The sequence below is a fragment of the Bradyrhizobium murdochi genome (assembly GCF_000472965.1).
In the GTDB taxonomy this organism is placed as follows: domain Bacteria; phylum Pseudomonadota; class Alphaproteobacteria; order Rhizobiales; family Xanthobacteraceae; genus Bradyrhizobium; species Bradyrhizobium murdochi.
Map to the genome: position 1 here is coordinate 888887 of NZ_AXAU01000001.1, position 17873 is coordinate 906759.

The 17873-nt window shown below is 61.5% G+C and carries 17 protein-coding genes; 12 read left to right on the forward strand and 5 right to left on the reverse strand.

What is annotated here, in order from left to right; all coding sequences use genetic code 11:
- The first annotated feature begins 108 nt into the window (after window positions 1–108).
- The 10 genes from YUO_RS0104550 (at window position 109) to YUO_RS39745 (ending at window position 11682) form a co-directional block, all read left to right on the forward strand.
- Window positions 109–2898, forward strand: a complete 2790-nt coding sequence (locus YUO_RS0104550) for a UPF0182 family membrane protein (RefSeq protein WP_083754458.1) — start codon at window positions 109–111, stop codon at window positions 2896–2898.
- A gap of 846 nt (window positions 2899–3744) precedes the next feature.
- The gene (locus YUO_RS0104560; protein WP_028346218.1) at window positions 3745–4977 is read left to right on the forward strand and encodes a Zn-dependent hydrolase; all 1233 of its coding nucleotides are present in this window, start codon (window positions 3745–3747) and stop codon (window positions 4975–4977) included.
- 18 nt (window positions 4978–4995) lie between these two features.
- On the forward strand, window positions 4996–6210 hold the full coding sequence (locus tag YUO_RS0104565) for an MFS transporter (protein ID WP_028346219.1): 1215 nt from the start codon (window positions 4996–4998) through the stop codon (window positions 6208–6210).
- 111 nt (window positions 6211–6321) lie between these two features.
- Entirely contained in the window at window positions 6322–7365 is a 1044-nt protein-coding gene (locus tag YUO_RS0104570; protein WP_028346220.1) for a PrsW family glutamic-type intramembrane protease, read from the forward strand.
- A gap of 110 nt (window positions 7366–7475) precedes the next feature.
- Window positions 7476–8054, forward strand: a complete 579-nt coding sequence (locus YUO_RS0104575; RefSeq protein WP_028346221.1) for an HdeD family acid-resistance protein — start codon at window positions 7476–7478, stop codon at window positions 8052–8054.
- Between the two features lie 221 nt (window positions 8055–8275).
- Entirely contained in the window at window positions 8276–9364 is a 1089-nt protein-coding gene (locus tag YUO_RS0104580; protein ID WP_028346222.1) for a 3-deoxy-7-phosphoheptulonate synthase, read from the forward strand.
- A 213-nt stretch (window positions 9365–9577) separates the two neighbouring features.
- Window positions 9578–9829 carry a hypothetical protein gene (locus tag YUO_RS0104585; protein WP_028346223.1) on the forward strand — a complete coding sequence of 84 codons (252 nt, stop codon included), beginning with the start codon at window positions 9578–9580 and terminating at the stop codon, window positions 9827–9829.
- Window positions 9830–9875: 46 nt separating this feature from the next.
- The gene (locus YUO_RS0104590; protein ID WP_156908474.1) at window positions 9876–10208 is read left to right on the forward strand and encodes a hypothetical protein; all 333 of its coding nucleotides are present in this window, start codon (window positions 9876–9878) and stop codon (window positions 10206–10208) included.
- 160 nt (window positions 10209–10368) lie between these two features.
- Complete coding sequence (locus YUO_RS45955; RefSeq protein WP_156908475.1) at window positions 10369–10545, forward strand: hypothetical protein; 177 nt, start codon at window positions 10369–10371, stop codon at window positions 10543–10545.
- Window positions 10546–11490: 945 nt separating this feature from the next.
- Window positions 11491–11682, forward strand: coding sequence for a hypothetical protein (locus YUO_RS39745; protein ID WP_035725866.1), 192 nt, complete (start codon window positions 11491–11493; stop codon window positions 11680–11682).
- A gap of 291 nt (window positions 11683–11973) precedes the next feature.
- On the opposite strand, the gene YUO_RS0104610 is transcribed toward YUO_RS39745, so the two are convergent.
- The 4 genes from YUO_RS0104610 to epmA are packed head-to-tail and all read right to left on the reverse strand — an operon-like array spanning window position 11974 to window position 14615.
- On the reverse strand, window positions 11974–12228 hold the full coding sequence (locus YUO_RS0104610; RefSeq protein WP_028346226.1) for a hypothetical protein: 255 nt from the start codon (window positions 12226–12228) through the stop codon (window positions 11974–11976).
- A 26-nt stretch (window positions 12229–12254) separates the two neighbouring features.
- A complete protein-coding gene (locus YUO_RS0104615) occupies window positions 12255–12467 on the reverse strand; it encodes a hypothetical protein (RefSeq protein WP_028346227.1) in 213 nt (70 codons plus the stop codon).
- Between the two features lie 7 nt (window positions 12468–12474).
- Window positions 12475–13566 (reverse strand): lysine-2,3-aminomutase-like protein, encoded by a 1092-nt coding sequence (locus YUO_RS0104620; RefSeq protein ID WP_028346228.1) that lies wholly within the window; start codon window positions 13564–13566, stop codon window positions 12475–12477.
- A complete protein-coding gene (epmA, locus tag YUO_RS0104625) occupies window positions 13563–14615 on the reverse strand; it encodes an EF-P lysine aminoacylase EpmA (protein ID WP_028346229.1) in 1053 nt (350 codons plus the stop codon). The genes YUO_RS0104620 and epmA overlap by 4 nt, the downstream gene beginning before the upstream one ends.
- Before the next feature lie 463 nt (window positions 14616–15078).
- Between epmA and efp the strand changes: the two genes are divergently transcribed.
- Window positions 15079–15645 (forward strand): elongation factor P, encoded by a 567-nt coding sequence (gene efp, locus YUO_RS0104630; RefSeq protein WP_028346230.1) that lies wholly within the window; start codon window positions 15079–15081, stop codon window positions 15643–15645.
- A gap of 52 nt (window positions 15646–15697) precedes the next feature.
- Window positions 15698–17272 carry a M23 family metallopeptidase gene (locus YUO_RS0104635; RefSeq protein WP_035725869.1) on the forward strand — a complete coding sequence of 525 codons (1575 nt, stop codon included), beginning with the start codon at window positions 15698–15700 and terminating at the stop codon, window positions 17270–17272.
- 78 nt (window positions 17273–17350) lie between these two features.
- Here the strand turns inward: YUO_RS0104635 and YUO_RS0104640 are convergent, their stop codons facing one another.
- Window positions 17351–17815, reverse strand: a complete 465-nt coding sequence (locus tag YUO_RS0104640; RefSeq protein ID WP_028346232.1) for a carboxymuconolactone decarboxylase family protein — start codon at window positions 17813–17815, stop codon at window positions 17351–17353.
- Window positions 17816–17873 lie beyond the last annotated feature (58 nt).

The following is a 17873-nucleotide window of genomic DNA, read 5'->3' on the forward strand; positions in this document are numbered from 1 at the left end:
TCCCGGGGGCCGGCGACGGAGCTTCGAGCATCCGCATCCCCCTTTTGCCGCGCAATCCTGACCACGAATCAATCGGCAGGCGTCCCTCATTTCCGCTATGATTAAGCCATGACGATCGGGATTACCGGACCCGAACGGAAGGCACCAAGGCACAGTGCCTTGGTCGGCTCCCTCATTGCGGCCGTCTTCGGTGGGATTTGCCTGATCCTGCTCTGGCTCACGAGCGACTTCCTGGTTGATTGGCTGTGGTTTTCCGCGATCGGCTATCCGCAGGTTTTTTGGACGACAATCGGCGCCAAAGCCGCCATTCTTCTTTCAACCTGGACCGGAACTGCGGTCGTCCTTTGGTTGAACGGATGGCTCGCGGTGCGCTTTGCCCGAAGGCAGCCGCCGCAATCCGTCGCGGACTTCGTTTCGAATCTTGCGGGCAATGTGCCGTCACCCGACATTTTCGCGGTCGCGCGCGATCGGCTGCGGTGGCCCCGCGTCATAGCGGGCGGCGCAGGTTTGCTCGCTTTGCTGGTCGCCGCTTCAGAGGTCGGCAATTGGGGCATTATCCTGCAGTTCTTCTATCACGTTCCCTACGGTGCAGACGATCCGCTCTTCAACAAGGACATCAGTTTCTATCTCTTCGTGCTTCCGGCCTATATCATCGTCAAAAACTGGATGTTGCTCACGCTCGTTCTGAGCGCGATCTTCGCCGCAGCGATCTACTGGGTGCACGGCGACATCGAATACGACATCCAGCATCGATCGATCTCGCCGACCGCAATCGCTCACGGCTCGGCGTTGCTTGCTCTCCTTTTCGTCGTGAAGGCCTGGTCGTACGTGCTCGACCGTTTTCTGTTGCTTTATGGCGACAACGGCGTCGTCGTCGGCGCCAGCTACACCGATGTGAATGTGGGGCTGCCGGGCCTGTGGCTGATGATCGGGCTGTCGATCATTGCGGCGTTTGCTGCGTTGGCAAACCTGCGGGTGAGGACCTACCGGCTTCCTGCCGCCGCGGTCATGCTTATCGTGATCGGCTCTTTCGTCCTGTCCGGCGTAGCTCCCGTGCTGTTCCGGCAGTTCTTCGTCAAACCAAGCGAGTTGGAGCTGGAGAAACCCTACATCGAACGCAACATCGCGCTCACCCGGCAGGCATACGATCTCGATCAGATCGTAGCCAAGCCGTTTGCCGCCGAACAGACACTTACCGTCAAGACGCTCGAGGCCAACAAGGCGACCATCGAAAATATCAGGCTGTGGGACTGGCTGCCCTTGTCGGACACCTACGCGCAGCTCCAAGAGATCCGCACCTACTACAAATTCCATCATCTTGACGTTGATCGCTACTGGCTCGATGGCTCCTATCAAAGCGTAATGATCTCGGCGCGCGAACTGCGGCCCTCCTTGCTGCCGCCGAATGCCCAGACATGGGTCAACCGTCACGTGCTGTTTACTCACGGCACTGGCGCGGTGATGAGCCCGGTCACTCGCAAGACCACCGAGGGGCTGCCATTCCTATATTTGCGCGACATACCTCCTGTTGCGGACGGAGGCCCTCAGATTCATGAACCGCGCATCTACTACGGCGAAGAACCCGACAGCTACGTCATCGTCAAGGGGAGCACGCCCGAGTTCGACTATCCGAAGGGAAAGGACAATGTTTACGCGGCCTATGACGGTACCGGTGGCGTTCCGATAGGAGCGATGGCGTGGAGAGGCCTGTTTGCCTATTACTTCAACGACCCGAACCTGGTGCTCTCAAGCTACATCACCGCCGACAGCCGGATCATGATCCGCCGCAATATCCAGCAACGGGTACGAACGATCGCTCCGTTCCTCAGGCTCGACCACGACCCCTATCTGGTCATCAGCGGTGGGCGGATGTTCTGGATGCAGGACGCCTACACGGTGAGTTCCTATTTTCCCTATGCACAGCAGGCGCAAGGGCTGGACCTCAACTACATCCGCAACTCAGTGAAGGTCATTGTCGATGCCTATAACGGGACCGTCGATTTCTATCTGATGGACACCGGCGACCCGGTCGCTGCAACCTTCCAGCGTATCTTCCCGAGCTTGTTCAAGCCGTTCGCTTCTATGCCGACGGACCTACAGAGGCACATTCGCTACCCGGAGGACCTGTTCCTGATTCAAGCGCGGCTCTATCAGACCTACCACATGGAGGCGGCCGACGTTTTCTATAACCGCGAGGATCTCTGGCAGTTTCCGCGCCAGCCGGGCGGCGGCGGCGTTGCAACGATGGCGCCCTATTACATCATCATGCGGCTGCCCGGCGAGCCGCAGGCCGAGTTCTTCCTCATGCTTCCGATGGTGCCCAGCCGCCGCGACAACATGATTGCGTGGCTCGCAGCGCGCTGCGACGCGCCCGGCTACGGCAAGCTGATCGTCTACGAGTTCCCCAAGGAGAAGCTGGTCTATGGACCATTCCAGATCGAAGCGCGGATCAATCAGACTACCGAGATATCGCAACAAATCACGCTGTGGAATCAGATGGGCTCGCGGGTGATACGCGGTGCGAACTTGCTTGTGATCCCGATCGAGAACTCGATCCTTTATGTAACGCCGCTCTATTTGCGGGCGGAGCACGGACACTTGCCGGAGTTGAAGCGCGTGATCGCAGCCTACGGCGAACATGTGGTGATGAAGGAGACGCTCGCCGAGGCCTTGTCAGCGCTGTTCATGGAGCCCGGCGCTGCGCCGGCAGCTTCATCAGCCACGACAGAGGAGAAGCCCCCCACAGGCCCGGCGGCAAGTCGGGCCCGGGAGGCGCTGGATCGCTACAATCAAGCAGTGGAGCGATTGAAGTCCGGAGATTGGAAAGGCTTCGGCACGCAGTTCGATGCAATGCGCGAGCTTCTGGAGGAAATGAACCGACGCTCCACCGACCACTAGGCCGCGAACTTTCAGTCCAGCGCTGCCTCCGCCCCGGAGAGGTGGAAATTACGAACGCGGCACCACGGTTGAGGTTTCGCTTAAAATCATATCGCGATTTCAATGATATAGGAGTTCGTAGTTTTATTCCGAGTGGCGGCGCCATCACGTTGCCACCACTTTCAAAGCCCAAGCCGACCATTTTCAAGGCTTAAGGCAACCATTTTCCCAGCTCAGGTTCCCGTCGTCCGCAGGTTCCGTCAAACGGACCGTGGCGCGTATGTAGAAAGGGACAGGGAAATGGATACGGCCGCTATCGCAATCACAACTTGTGTCGCGCTTTACGTCGCACTCCGCTTTACGTTGCAGTGCTACTTTCCGCCGGATACCTGACCGGAGCTCCTCGCGAATTTCTGGGATCCTCCTGCGGGAAAAAGCGCGAAACGCATCGTCGTCAGCGCGATCAAGTTGCTGAAGATCGAAATAGACATTTCGTTCGCGTAGGGGACGGCCAATGCCCAATCGCTTTGCGCCTCCCCCGCAATCTCTCCTAACCCGCCGACGCGACTTTCGACGCCTGACGCAAGGCGTCTTTCGATTCGCCTCGAATCGGGCTGTCGAGTTTCCCGGACCGCAAAGCGTCTGGACACTCCACAGCTTATGCGAAAGGAATGCGTGACTGCACGCTTAAGGAGAAGACCATAGCCGCTGGCGCGATGACGGCGCTCGTGATCATGGCATGCTAGCAATTGCATTGGCGCTGCTTTCCGGAAGATAAGTAAAGCTGCTGGCGACGTTCACGGAACTTTGTTCTACTCCGAGAACGGTGACGGGAACTTTGTTCTACTCCGGAGAACTACGGAAAGCATGGCTGACATATCCTCGCGCGTCGATGGCGACCGCGTACTCGCCGATCTCAACGCGCTACGCGCCATCGGCGCCTACAAGACCGGCGTTCACAAGCCGACTTTCTCCGAACCACATCTGCGCTCGCTGGCGTGGCTGGTGCAACGGCTTCCCCAGGCCGGCCTCACCGGCGAGATCGACGGCATCGGCAACGTGCTCGGCACCAGCACGAAAAGTGGGCCGAAACTGCTGGCGGGATCGCATCTCGAAAGCCAGAATCACGCGGGCTGGCTCGATGGACCGCTCGGCGTGATCTATGCGCTCGAAGCCGCCCGCGTCATCAATCCCGATCCAAATATTGAGGGCGCCGTCGAAGTCGCTTCATGGTGCGACGAGGAAGGCCATTTCGGACACTTCCTTGGCAGCCGGTCCTATGTCGGCGGCGTCACCGAAGCCGATATCGACGCCGCGCGCGACCGCAACAATGACAGGAGCATGCGTGACGCGCTACGCGACGCGGGCCTTGCCGACCGCGCCCGTGCGCGGTGCGAACAAGGTCGGCATATCGGCTACCTGGAAGCCCATATCGAGCAGGGCGAGACGCTGGAAAGCAGCGGCCTCAAGATCGGCATCGTCACGTCCATCGTCGGGATCTGGCAATATCGCATCACCTTCACGGGTGAACAAAACCACGCCGGCACCACGCGGATGGCCATTCGCCGGGACGCCGGCCTCGCACTCGCCAGATTTTGCGTCGCTATCGACGATCGTTTTCCTGCCGCCTGCGGCCCGCGCACGGTGTGGACCACCGGCCGCATCACGCTCGATCCCGGTGCACCCAGCATCATCCCGGGAGCGGCGGAAATGCTGTTCCAGATTCGCGACGACGATCCTGCCGTGATTGCGCGGCTGGAGGAACTGCTCCACAGCATGGCCGCAGAGGTCAACGCCCAAGGCCGCTGCGCCGTCGCGGTGGAGCGCATCCGCACCGGGACGCCCGCGCGGATGGATGGCTCGTTCCAGCAGGCCATCGAGGCTGCCAGCGCAGCTTTTGCCGATGGCAAGTCGCTCCGCATGCCGAGCGGCGCCGGCCACGACGCCCAGATTCTTTCAACCGTCATGCCGGCTGGCATGCTGTTCGTGCCCTCGATCGGCGGCATTTCGCATCACTGGACCGAGAACACGGCCGACGCCGACATCGTTACCGGGGCAGAGGTCTTCGTTGACGCCTGCCGGCGGCTGTTGGCGCAATGAGGCGACGCGAGATGCGACATGGTTGCTGAAACCAGGCCGGCCTATTCGATCAGGGACATTCCGGCCAGCGTTTGGGTGCTGGGCTTCGTCTCGATGCTGATGGACATCTCGTCGGAGATGATCCACGCCCTGCTGCCGATCTACCTGGTCTCGGTCCTCGGCGCATCAATGGTAACGGTCGGCGTCATCGAAGGCATCGCCGAGGCGACCGCCTCCATCACAAAAATATTCTCCGGCGCGCTCTCGGACTGGCTCGGCAAACGCAAATGGCTAGCTGCCATCGGTTACGGTCTCGCGGCCTTCACCAAACCGGTGTTTCCGCTGGCGCCGACCGTCGGCTGGCTGGTGGCCGCGCGTTTCGTCGACCGGATCGGTAAAGGCATTCGCGGCGCCCCGCGTGACGCGCTGGTGGCCGATCTTTCGCCAGCCGATCTGCGCGGCGCGAGCTTCGGGCTGCGCCAATCGCTCGACACCATCGGCGCCTTCGTCGGTCCCTTGCTCGCCATCGCCCTGATGTGGTGGACATCGGATAACTTCAAGGCGGTGTTCTGGGTTGCCGTAATTCCCGCCTTCCTGGCGCTGGCGCTGATCGTCTTCGCCGTGCGTGAGCCGGAGCGGCCGCGGGCGCTGCGCACCGTGCGCAATCCGATCAGCCTGGCTGAGATCAAAAACCTGGGGTCGGCCTATTGGTGGGTGGTGGCGGTCGCGAGCGTATTTACGCTGGCGCGCTTCAGCGAGGCCTTCCTCGTTCTCCGCGCCCAGAATGTCGGAGTGCCGATCGCGCTCGTACCTGCCGTGCTGGTGGCCATGAATATCGTCTATGCCCTCGCGGCCTACCCTGCCGGCGTCATCTCGGATCGCATGAACCGCACAGCCGTGCTGGCGAGCGGCATACTGGTGCTGGTTGCCGCCGACATCGCGTTGGCGTTGCTGCCGTCGGTGGGCGGTGTTGCGCTGGGCGTCATTCTCTGGGGCCTGCACATGGGACTGACGCAGGGACTGCTGGCCGCGCTCGTTGCGGATACCGCGCCGGCCGAGTTGCGCGGCACGGCTTACGGATTCTTCAACCTGCTCGGCGGCATAGCGATGCTCGCGGCCAGCGTCATTGCTGGCGCACTCTGGGATATCGCAGGGCCGCAGGGCACGTTCCTGGCCGGCGCCGGCTTCGCGCTGATCGCGCTGGCGGGATTGCGGGTGGTACAGGGCAAGATCGGCCAACGGGCCGCCGCCTGAGCGATGCCAGGTTCGGCTGCGGGTTCCTTGGTGACAAGGAGTCGCGTCTGACTTTCTTGCAAACGGCAGGATTTGCGGCCATTTACGCTCGCACGAGGTAAAGTTCCCCAGATGTTGCTGCTGCAGGCTCTCCCTACATCGATCGGCGTTGCCGCCATCGCGCCGGCATTGCTGGTGCTGTGGCTCGTCATTGCCGCGGACGAGCGCCCCGGCCCGCCCGCGCGGGTATGGCTCGCTTTCGTACTCGGGGCCGCCAGCATTTCGCTCTTGGGAGTCGCGCGCGCCCCGTTTGCCGCGATCCTTGCGGTGCCCGGCAATCCCTGGATGACGCAAGGCCTGCGTTCGATCTTCGGGGTCGCCGCGCCCGAAGAGATCGTGAAAGTCCTGGTGATCATTTTAGTGTCATTGCCCGTGCGCCGCCGTGCGTTCGCCGATCCAATGGATACGGTGGTCTACGGTGCGGCCGCAGGCCTCGGCTTCGCGGCCTACGAAAACCTCGCCTATCTCGTGCAGCATGCCGACATGTGGCGGTCGCTGGCCGCTTTGCGCAGCGTGTTGACGGTGCCGTTTCACGGCGCACTCGGCATCATAGCAGGCGCCTATATCGCGATCGCGCGCGCCGGCACCGCGCTCGGCGCGCATCGCCATCATCGCGACTGGGCGCGGATCTCGAGCTGGGCGCTGGCGCTGTTCGCGCCGGTCGCGCTGCATGCGGCATTCGATTTTCCGCTGCTGACACTGCAGAAACATCCAGATCTCGGCCCCAACGTGCGAATGCTGCTGGGGGCGGCAAGCCTGCTCATCGGCTTCAGTTCGATCGGGTTTGCCATAAGGCTGGTACGGCGCGTTGGCCGCCATCATGCGCCGCGCACCGAGATCGCGCGTGAGCGGCTGAGCCAGTTGCGGCGGATGTGGGCCCTGCTGCTCGTAGGCAGCGGTGCGGGCTTCGCCGGCGCGGCTTTCGTCCTGACCTCGCTTCATCACTGGTTCGTCAGTCCGGAGCGCAATGCGTCGCTACTTCTCATTCCGCTCGGCATGACCTCCATCTTGATAGGCTTGGCGCTGTTGCTGGCCACGTCGGCTGTATATGTGTTTAGCCGCAATCGCATCAGAACGTCCTCGGACGGATTTTCGTCCGCGCCTGAGCCGGGCTGAACGTCATCCTTCAGTCGTTGATCTCGCTTAAAAAGCTAGCCAACAATTTACCCGCAGGCGGCGCACCGGCTATGTTGGATACTCCGCGCGGCAGGCATCGGGAGTTTCCAATGACCCAAGATATTCCCCCTGATATCGGCAAGCTGCAGTCCGAAATGAACGCCGCGGTGAAGGCGCACTGGAAGGCTTTTCTGTTCGAAGGCATCGTGCTCGCCCTGCTCGGCCTGGCTGCGATGATCGTGCCGCCGCTGGCAAGCCTCGCCGTCACCATCTTCCTCGGTTGGATGTTTCTGATCAGCGGTATTGCTGGGCTGTTCGTCACTTACTGGGCGCGGCAGATGCCGGGCTTCTGGTGGTCGCTGTTTTCCGCCGCGCTGGCCGTTCTCGCCGGCGGGATTTTGCTGGCGCGGCCCGCGCAGGGCGTCCTCACGCTCACTATCGTGGTCGGCGCGTATTTTCTGGCCGAGGGCGTCATCAGCATCATGTACGCACTGAATCACCGCCGCGAATTGTCGGAGCGCTGGTCCTGGCTGTTGATCTCAGGCGTGATGGACCTCCTGATCGCATTCATCATCATCGCCGGCCTGCCGGGTTCGGCGGAATGGGCGATCGGCCTCTTGGCCGGGATCAATCTCGTGCTCGGCGGCGCGTCACTGGTCGGCATAGCGCTCGCCGCCCGCAAGTCCTGACGCCGCCGATTATGGGATGACAAGACCCGGCAGGTGCGCTATAGAGCCGCCATGATCATGATCGCCGCCAGCAACTTTTGGTATTTTAGCTACGACAGCTCGCTGGCGGTGGGAGGATCGCGCTCAATCTGACGAATTGAAGCCAAGAAGTCCGAACAGCCGCCAAACCTGGCGGCTTTTTTGTTGGCCGGCAGGTTTCCTTTCAAACAGGAGCCATAGCCGTGTTGAGCACCACCGACGACCTTCGAATTAGCGAACTGAAAGAGCTGAGTACGCCGCAGGAGGTGATGGGCGAGATACCGCGCACCTTGACCGCGACGCGCGTCGTGATGGCGGCACGCAATGCCATCCACGCCATCCTGCACGGCACCGACGACCGCCTGCTGGTGGTCGTCGGCCCCTGCTCGGTCCACGATCCCGCCGCGGCCGTTGATTACGCCGAGCGGCTAGCCGCCTTGCGCGAAAAACTCGCCGACCGCCTCGAAATCGTGATGCGTGTCTATTTCGAAAAGCCGCGCACCACGGTCGGATGGAAGGGACTGATCAACGACCCCAATCTCGACGGCTCCTTCGACATCAACAGGGGTCTGCGGCTCGCTCGCAACGTGCTGTCGGCGGTGAACAATCTCGGCCTGCCGGCCGGGACCGAATTCCTCGACATGACGACGCCGCAATACATTGCCGACCTGATGGCATGGGCGGCAATCGGGGCGCGCACGACCGAGAGCCAGATCCATCGCGAGCTCGCTTCCGGTCTCTCCTGCCCGGTCGGCTTCAAGAACGGTACCGACGGCAATATTCGCATCGCGGCCGATGCGGTGAAGTCGGCCTCGCATCCACATCATTTCATGGCTGTCACTAAGGGCGGGCGCTCGGCGATTGCGGCAACCACCGGCAACGAGGACTGCCACATCATCCTGCGCGGCGGCAACAAGCCGAACTACGACCGGGAAAGCGTCGATGCCGCTTGCGTCGAACTTGTCCGCGCCGGCGTCACCCCGCGGATCATGATCGACACCAGCCATGCCAACAGCAACAAAAAGCCGGAAAACCAGCCGCTGGTGGTCGCCGACATCGCGCGCCAGATATCGGATGGCGAGCAGCGCATCACCGGCGTCATGATCGAGAGCAATCTGGTCGCCGGCCGCCAAGATGTCGTGCCGGGCAAACAGCTCGCCTATGGGCAGAGCATCACCGACGGCTGCATCGACTGGGAGACGACGGTCTCGGCGCTGAACATGCTGGCTGATGCCGTGGCAACACGGCGGAACGTGCCATCGCGCAGCTTCCGGGAGGAGCGCTCGGCGTAGCCACCCGGGTCGAATGTTGACGAAGCAGGGCGCGATCGGCGCGCCCTGCCCCAGCTTCCATTGAAGCTGCACTACGAAGCGTACACACCCGCGCGACGCCGTAAAGCTGCGACTACCAGCAAAAAATCGGCGGGCCTGTGGCATACTTCACACGTACGAAATCGCAGTTCGGAATATTGCTCCGCCGGGGCTTCTATTTCGAACGAGGTTTCGATGAAGCAATTTCCGAACAACCAGCAATTTCCCAGCAAACTGAGTGCGGGCGACCTGCGCACCTACCGTCGGTGGACTGGCGGCTTATACCTCACCTATTTGGCCGCGATCATTGTCGCGATCGGTCTCGTTCTTGCAAATGGACCTGCGCGCGATCTCAGAGCGTCGAGCGAAACTCAGATGGCGCGCCTAAAGGGTGGACCAGCGTCAATCGATATTCCGACAACGGCCAAGCCTGTTACCAAGCGGTAGTGGCCGCGGACCGGCAACTCAAATGACATTCTTTTGGAATAGTGTGATGATTAGACCATTCATTCGATTGATCTTGATTGCAGCCCTGATCGCTCCGAACTTGGCGATTGCAGACATTGCGCAAACTCCCGTTCAATTTTGTTGGGCGACGGGAAAGTTCGACCATACGATCTACTTTGCCGAAGTCGGAAATCGCGAAGATCGGCAGGCAAGCTTCGACACGCTGCTCGAGATTTCGGGCATCGATCATCACGCGGTGAAATGCACGACTTCAGACATTGAAACGCATCGTCTGACGCGTGCGCAGTTGATGAAAGGTTGGTTGGAGTCCGAGTTTGAAATCGTGAACACTACATTCCTGTCAGATCTCGATTACTGATAATTCAGGGTGACAAGATCGCGACCGGGGTTGCAGATAAACGACCTGACGCAGTCGTTCCTCGTGTCAGCTTGTGATCTGCGGGCTGACAAGCTCTTGACGTGGGACCACAGCACTAGGATGCTCGCCCCGCTAGAGGCAGTGCTCGGGGGATGCCGACATGGCGATCATTTCAGTTCTGATTGGGGTTCTGGTCATTGTTGTCGTGGGGGCAATTTGTTTCTGGGCTATCGAAAAGTTTGCCCCCGATAGGAAACTAGCGAATCTTCTAAAATTACTGGTTGTGCTCGTCTGCTTAGGCGCGATTGTGCAACGACTGCTGGTCTTGACTTACTAGGTATGCCGCGCAGCTTCATGACGATCCTGACCGGCCGTAACCTGCCGAAGGTCCAGCAGCCGCGGGGAAGCTGAGCCCTCACTCATTGCCCGCGCCTTTTCTTGGCAGGTGGCGGCGGGCCGGGTGGCGCTGCTGCATTCGATCCTTGGAGACTATCCACGCGAGCGGAAAGCCCACCCAACTGTTCCGAAAGCAACTTACGTTGGCCCTGCTCAGCCGATATCTGCCGCTGTAGACCGCTGATCTGTTCCGCGGCACGTTCCTGTGCTGCCTGGAGCTCTTGGATCGTTTGCTGGAGATTGGCCACAGCATGTCTAGCCGTCTTGTCAGCGATTTCGGCAGCCAGAGACGGCTCAGCATTGGGGTGAACAGCCGCTAATGGCGAGGACTCGGATCCGATTCGATTGCTGGCCCAAAGCACTGCCGCAATGGCAACCGCGAGGAGAATAAGTAAGACCCACGGCAGTAAGCGGCGCGGTCGTCCTGGCTCGCTGTTGATGCGATTCTTGGGCGTAAAGTCACTCATCATTTGGCTACTAAGCCGACAATGATCGATTAGTTCCCTTCAACGGGTGATAGCCGTGGCCGTGGCCGTTCTCGCTTGCGCCTTCCCCTCGCCTGCGATTGGATGGTTCGCAGGCCGGGGAGATGTCTAAACGCAAATCGGGCTGCGGTCGTGAGTTTGACGAGCCGGCCCGCTACCGGGGCAGCAAGCTCGTCACCTTGTGCGACGCTGCCAGCTACATCACGGCGTTGCCGAAAAAGGAATCCACTCTCCCCGGAATGGCAGGCCGCGATCGAGGCGCTAATGCTGTTGGTGGACTCGGCGGCGCGACGATGTTCGCGCGTCGGTGTCATGAAAGCATTGAACCGGGGCCACGTTCGGGAGTTTAACCTATCTCGCAAGGACCCTCACTGGGGACGCCGCAAGCTGGCGCGAGATCGATGAAAACGGTCTGGATTTACGTCGATACAAAGAAAAAGGTCGGCGACCGTGACCATCTCAAGGTGTTTGCAAACTCGGACCTCGCCGATGAATGGTTCGTGGTGAACGATCCAGAAGGCATCGTCTTCGAGTACGAGGTCATAGGCGTTGCAGATGACGAAACCGGGTCGGGACGTCAACGGCATCGCTAGGATAGAGGCCGACCACCACATGAAACTCCCGGCGTGCGGGCAGTGGCTCCACATGCGCGATCTGGCCTGACATCGGCTCGAATAAAAAGCCGGACCGCCGGTTTTCTCCCGGCGATAGCTGGTTCAGTCATCTTCGCGGACTTCCGACCTGTGACGGTCCGTGAACTAGCGAGCGAAGCGAACCTTGAAGGATGAATGACCCGGCTGGTGGCCGTCGCCCTTCGAGGGCCGCGCTACGCTTAGCCGCCTCAGGGTGACGGATCACATTGAGTCAGGCTTGCTTCATCATGCCTAGCAGCCGCGGCAGATGCTCTTGATCTTACGGTCGAGCGCGGCGTTTTCCTTGTTCAGCGGATCGTTCGGATCGTTCAGGTTCTTTTCGCTAGGCACGTCGCTGCGGCGGGGCTGACGGTGTCCGATCGGCGCCTCCGGAATCTTTCCGGCGCTCGGGCCATTCTTTGGCATTGTTGACGTCCCGCCCTGTGCGAACGCAGCAGGCATGCCGATCAGGACCATCAGCGCGACTGACAAGATTGTTCTTTGCATCCTGATTCTCCGCCTTTTAGATTCCTTTATCGTGTCCGTCCGGGCACGTCGATCGTTGCGCAGTTTCGCCGTCCCTGGGCAGCGCAGTCCTGCGCCTTTCGTACATCGGCCATGGTGCCGAGTAACCAGATTCCGGCGGCCACCAGCAGCACGAATAAGCCGAGCAGAACGGCGTTTTCGATTCCGTGATGGCCCTCGTCTTCCGGCGGCTCCCGTTTCTCCTCGCCGTCCTCCTTCATCGCCCGATCACGGCTTTGGCGGATAGAGGTGAACGTCTCCGCAATAGTCGACGATACGATACTGCGCTTCCGAGGATAGTTCACATTCCCCGGAACTTGCATGCGACAAATAATTCGGTCCAATCGGCGCCTTTCCATGGCCGCCGGGAATGTCGAGCACGTAATCCGGCTGGCACAGGCCCGAGACGCGACCGCGCAAGTTGCGCATCAGTTCCCGTCCCTCTGCAATGGTGGTGCGCAGATGCGCGGTCCCCGGCGCCAGATCGCCATGATGCAGGTAATATGGCTTGATTCGGTTTTCAACAAAGGCCCGCATCAACGCTTCCAGCGTCGCGGCGTCGTCATTGACGCCGCGAAGCAGCACCGTCTGGCTCACCAGCGGAACACCGGCGTCGGCCAGCCGCGCGCAGGCGGCGCGGGCCTCGCCCGACAATTCACGCGGATGATTGGCGTGAACGGCGATCCAGGTCGTTGCGCCGTCAGCCTTCAACGCCCTGATCATGTCGCCATCGATGCGCGCAGGCGCAGCCACAGGCACGCGGGTGTGGATGCGAACGATCCTGACGTGATCGACGGCGGCGAGATCCGTCATGATCTCAGCCAGCCGCCGTGGCGACAGCATCAGCGGATCGCCGCCGGTCAGGATGACTTCCCAGATTTCATTGTTCTTGCGGATATAGTCGAGCGCGTCGCGATAGGCGGCCTCGGACAGCGCCGTGGCCTTGCCAGGCCCGACCATCTCGCGACGGAAGCAGAAGCGGCAATACACCGCGCAGACATGCACCAGCTTGAGCAGCACGCGATCGGGATAGCGATGGACGATGCCGGCGACCGGCGAATGCGCGTCGTCGCCGATCGGGTCGGCATTTTCACCGGGCGCGTTCACCAGTTCGAGCGCGCTCGGAATGAATTGCCGCGCGATCGGATCGTCAGGATTTTCCGTGTCGATCAGGTTGGCGATATCAGGCGTCACCGCGATGGCGTAGCGCGCGGCGACCCGCTCGAGGTCGGAGAGATCTGCCGTCTTCGCCAACCCCCGCTCGATGAGATCGGCGGGCTGCCGCAGCGTTGCCAAAAGTTTCGGATCGATCCTGTTCATGTCTCTCCTGCCGGTGGCGTCCACACCACCTGGTCCACCCGCAGCGCGCCGCTTGCCAGCATCACCAGCCGATCGAAACCGAGCGCGACGCCGCTCGACGGCGGCATCGCGGCGACTGCTGCGAGAAAATCCTCATCCAGCGGATAGCGCTCGCCGTAGCGCCGCTCCTTCTCGTCCATATCAGCGGCGAAACGGCGGCGCTGCTCGCCGGCATCGGTCAATTCGCCAAATCCGTTGGCGAGTTCGACGCCGCAGGCATAGACCTCAAAACGTTCGGCGACGCGCGGATCGGACGCTTTCGCCCGAGCAAGGGCTGCTTCCGGCGCCGGATATTCGAACAAGACAGTCAAACGCCCCTGCCCCAGATTCGGTTCGACATGCTCGACCAGCACTTTGCTGAAAATATCCGACCAGGTGTCGTCATCAGTGATCCGCACCCGCGGCCTTGCTGCCGCCGCAAGCGCCGCGCGATCGCCCTCGCCATTGCTGATTGTGGCCAACAGATCAATCCCGGCAAAGCGGTCGAACGCGGACGCCACCGTCCGCAGTTCCGGCTCGGCGAAGGGATCGGCCGTTCTGCCCCGGAACGAAAATTGCCGGATCCCGGTCGCCTGCGCCGCATGTGCGATCACGACGATGGTATCGGCCATAACAGCATCATAGCCTGCGTCGGCACGATACCATTCCAGCATCGTGAATTCGGGCAGATGCAGATCGCCGCGCTCGCGGTCGCGGAACACGCGCGCCAATTCGAAGATTTTGGCTTCGCCGGCGGCGAGCAGTTTCTTCGCGGCGAACTCCGGCGACGTTCGCAAATAGCGCATCACGCGCGTGCCATCGTGGCTGATGATTTCGGTGCGTGGAGCATGCAGATGCGTCTCGTTGCCCGGCGAGACCTGCAGGATGCCGGTTTCCACCTCGGTAAAACCCTGCTCGTCGAACCAGCCTCGCACTGCCCTCGTGATCGCGGCTCGCGCCATCAGGAACGGCTTTCGATCGGCATGCCGCGTAGCCGACCACCAAGGTGAGTGCTGTTCGACATCAACCATCACAGGCGGTTCCGAATCCACCAGGCATCCTCCGCGGGGCCAATCAAGGCGTTCAGGGAATCGGCAAATACCATTGATATTATTCGACTTTCTTTGCGTCCGACACGGCGAGCAGGAGGAACCAGCAAGATCCAGCTCCAGCTCCGTCATTTCATGTCGAAAGACGCTCTCCTTGTCCATTCGCCCGATCGATGTCGCCGCTATCAGCCGAAGCTGCGGGTCTTGGCGAACCGCTTAAACCATTGCTTTCAAGCCATCAGCAACGGTCGGCCCATCGCTAAATTACTTTGCCAGACTCGTCATATAACGCGGCGAAATCCGGCTATTAGCAGCTCGCCGGAACGGCCGTAAAACGCTGGCATCGACGGGCAAAATCAGTATGTTGCAGCCCGAAACCGCCTGATTGGCCCTGCGGACACAAATGTCCGGTTCGGCCGAAGGCCAGAAATTCGGGAAAACAGCTTTGAAAGTCATCGCCAGTTCTATTCGCAAGGGCAACGTCATCGAGCAAGATGGAAAGCTCTATGTCGTCCTGTCAGCCGAAAACATCCATCCCGGTAAGGGAACCCCGGTCAGCCAGATCGAAATGCGCCGCATTGGCGACGGCGTGAAGGTTTCGGAACGCTACAAGACCACTGACCAGGTCGAGAAGGCCACCGTCGAGGACCGCAATTTCAACTACCTCTATGAGGATGGCGACGGCTTCCACTTCATGAATGCCGAGACCTATGACCAGGTCCAGGTCTCGAAGGAGATCGTGGGCTCGGCCGCGCCCTACCTGCAGGAAAACATGACCGTGAAGCTGTCGATGCACGACCTGAATCCGGTCGCCATCCAGTTGCCGCAGCGCGCAACCCTCGAAGTTGTGGAGACCGAGCCGGTCACCAAGGGCCAGACCGCGTCCTCCTCCTACAAGCCTGCTATTCTCTCCAACGGCGTGCGCACCTCGGTGCCGCCGCACATTGGAACGGGAACACGGATCGTGGTCATGACCGAGGACGGCTCCTACGTCGAGCGCGCAAAGGACTAAGACCGCGCCATAGGCCACGGAGCATACGCCGGGGGGCGATGCATTGGGTAAAATGGCTGTCCGCTTGCTCTCGCGTTGGCTGGCAGCCTTTTGTTTGCTCCCCGCCGGGATATCAGGCGTTTCCGCCAATGAGTTCAGAACGCCGTCGATGTCGGCCGTTCGCGTCGAATGGCGCGCCGTTCTGGATCAGCTTCGCAGCGAGATCAATTCCCGGCCGGCGATCGCGCAGCGCTTCACCTTCGCAGGCCAGCGGCGGGTGCCGGCATGGGATCCGCGCGCGACGCCCGCGCTGGTGCAGTTGAACGCGATCAATTCGGCGATGTTCGCCGGAATCGGCCGCAGTCCGGTGCCGGTGCTGTTGCCCTTTGATACCGCGGCCTATCTCGAGGCCGAGGCCAGTGGCACGCGCCACCCGGCGGTGTCACGCCATCAGGCCGGCTTCCGCCCCGTTGACCTGTTTCACGCTGGCCCCTCCGGCTACGATGCGGTGTTTTCACTCGATCCCGGCGCCGGTGACGGACTGCCATCTCGAATTTTCGCCCGTCCGGTCGAGGTGCAGATTACGGGCTCGATCCTCGTCTACGATCTCGCCGATCCGCTCAGCGGTAAGGGCGAGCCGGTCAAGGCGCTGGCGTCGCAATTTCCGGACATGCGCCGTTTCATTCGCGAAGGTTACGTGCGCTACGCCTTCACCCGTTTCGGCGTGCCCTATGTGGTGTCGATCCAGTGTCTCGACTCGGCGCCGCGGACGCGGCGGCTGGCCTGCCGCGAGGCTTACCCGATTGCCGAGCGCTTCCTGAAGGCGCTGCGCATCGCCGGAGGCCAGCCGGCGCGCCCGCGCTTCGACATGCCCTCCGAGGTTGCTGAACGGCCGGCCACCCTTTCGCCCGACTTCAGCTATCGTCCGAGCGGCGACATCATTGCCAACAGCGGCGCACGCAGGCGCGGCGGCCGCGCCGACCTCGTCGCCTACTCGCAGATCCGCTTTCCGCTGGAGAAAGCTCCGGCCCGGGTCAGCTCGCAGCAGTTCACCAAGCGCAAGTCCGGCGGCGTCTATCCGTGGCGGGATAATTTTTGCGAAGCCCGCAGTTTCCAGGTCGGCCAATGTGTGGCCGGCTTCGGTCACCAGGGCCAGGACATCCGCCCCGCGCCCTGTCCGCCGAACAGCAGCGCCGACAACGCCTGCCATCCGAGGAAACAGGCGGTCGTCGCGGTCCGCGACGGCGTCGTCATCCGTTCGCTGAAGCAGCAGGCGGCAACGCTGCAGATCAACACAGGCAACGAGCACATCCGTTTCCGTTACATGCACATGAACCCGACGACCATGGATGCGGACGGCATCCTCAACGGGCGCCGGGTCGCCGAGGGCGAGAAGATCGGCGTGGTCTCCAACTATCTCGATTTCCCGAACGGCACGTCGTACCACCTCCACTTCGACGTGCAGGTGTTCACGCGTGACGGCTGGATCTGGGTCAATCCCTACACCACCCTGATCGCCTCCTACGAACGGCTGATCCGCGGCCGCGGCCACGAGATCGGGACCGAGCCACCGGCCGCCGTCGCGCATGCGTTGCCGAAGAATGTACGGCGTCACGTCACGCGACAAGCAGAAGGCCGCGCTAACTAACCGCCAACCGGTTCGCTTCGGCCGCGGAACTGTTCAAATCTCCGCAATGGAATCCGTGGGCATTAACCGCTGGCGCGCTCAGGCGGCCTGCTTCCGCGCCGGCGGTGTCCAGCGAAACGCGGCGCCGAACCTGTTCCAGACATTGATCGAGGCGACGGCGGAGGTGAGATAGGCGAGCTCCTTCTCGGAGAATTCCGCGCTCGCCTGCGCATAGACCTCGTCGCTGACGCCGTCTGCGAGCAGCGTCAGCGCCTCTGTCCAGGCCAGCGCGGCGCGCTCGCGCGCGGAAAACTGTGGCGCCTCGCGCCACACCACCACGAGATTGAGCTTGTCGGCGGGCACGCCGAGCTTCTCGCCCTCGAGGATATGATACTGGACGCAAAAGGCGCAGCCGTTGATCTGCGAGGCGCGCAGCTTGATCAGCTCGAGCAGTTGCTTGTCCATGCCCGCCTTGCCCGCGACCTGGCCGAGCGCCAGTACGGCCGCGTAGGCGTCGGGCGTCAGCGACATGAAATCTTTGTACTCTTTGCGGGCGTGTGACATCTCTTGTGCCTCATGTTATCAGTGCTCTGATTGATTATAAGAGTACTGATATGCTGCG

What these genes read in the sequence shown, in the direction of transcription:
- YUO_RS0104585 (WP_028346223.1), top strand. Translation starts at nt 9,578, where the DNA reads ATGAAGCAATTTCCGAACAACCAGCAATTTCCCAGCAAACTGAGTGCG.
- YUO_RS0104615 (WP_028346227.1), bottom strand. Translation starts at nt 12,467, where the DNA reads ATGAAGGAGGACGGCGAGGAGAAACGGGAGCCGCCGGAAGACGAGGGC.
- YUO_RS0104640 (WP_028346232.1), bottom strand. Translation starts at nt 17,815, where the DNA reads ATGTCACACGCCCGCAAAGAGTACAAAGATTTCATGTCGCTGACGCCC.
- YUO_RS0104635 (WP_035725869.1), top strand. Translation starts at nt 15,698, where the DNA reads ATGGCTGTCCGCTTGCTCTCGCGTTGGCTGGCAGCCTTTTGTTTGCTC.
- YUO_RS0104620 (WP_028346228.1), bottom strand. Translation starts at nt 13,566, where the DNA reads ATGAACAGGATCGATCCGAAACTTTTGGCAACGCTGCGGCAGCCCGCC.
- YUO_RS0104590 (WP_156908474.1), top strand. Translation starts at nt 9,876, where the DNA reads ATGATTAGACCATTCATTCGATTGATCTTGATTGCAGCCCTGATCGCT.
- YUO_RS0104560 (WP_028346218.1), top strand. Translation starts at nt 3,745, where the DNA reads ATGGCTGACATATCCTCGCGCGTCGATGGCGACCGCGTACTCGCCGAT.
- YUO_RS0104565 (WP_028346219.1), top strand. Translation starts at nt 4,996, where the DNA reads ATGGTTGCTGAAACCAGGCCGGCCTATTCGATCAGGGACATTCCGGCC.
- YUO_RS45955 (WP_156908475.1), top strand. Translation starts at nt 10,369, where the DNA reads ATGGCGATCATTTCAGTTCTGATTGGGGTTCTGGTCATTGTTGTCGTG.
- YUO_RS0104610 (WP_028346226.1), bottom strand. Translation starts at nt 12,228, where the DNA reads ATGCAAAGAACAATCTTGTCAGTCGCGCTGATGGTCCTGATCGGCATG.
- YUO_RS0104550 (WP_083754458.1), top strand. Translation starts at nt 109, where the DNA reads ATGACGATCGGGATTACCGGACCCGAACGGAAGGCACCAAGGCACAGT.
- YUO_RS39745 (WP_035725866.1), top strand. Translation starts at nt 11,491, where the DNA reads ATGAAAACGGTCTGGATTTACGTCGATACAAAGAAAAAGGTCGGCGAC.
- YUO_RS0104575 (WP_028346221.1), top strand. Translation starts at nt 7,476, where the DNA reads ATGACCCAAGATATTCCCCCTGATATCGGCAAGCTGCAGTCCGAAATG.
- YUO_RS0104570 (WP_028346220.1), top strand. Translation starts at nt 6,322, where the DNA reads ATGTTGCTGCTGCAGGCTCTCCCTACATCGATCGGCGTTGCCGCCATC.
- epmA (WP_028346229.1), bottom strand. Translation starts at nt 14,615, where the DNA reads ATGGTTGATGTCGAACAGCACTCACCTTGGTGGTCGGCTACGCGGCAT.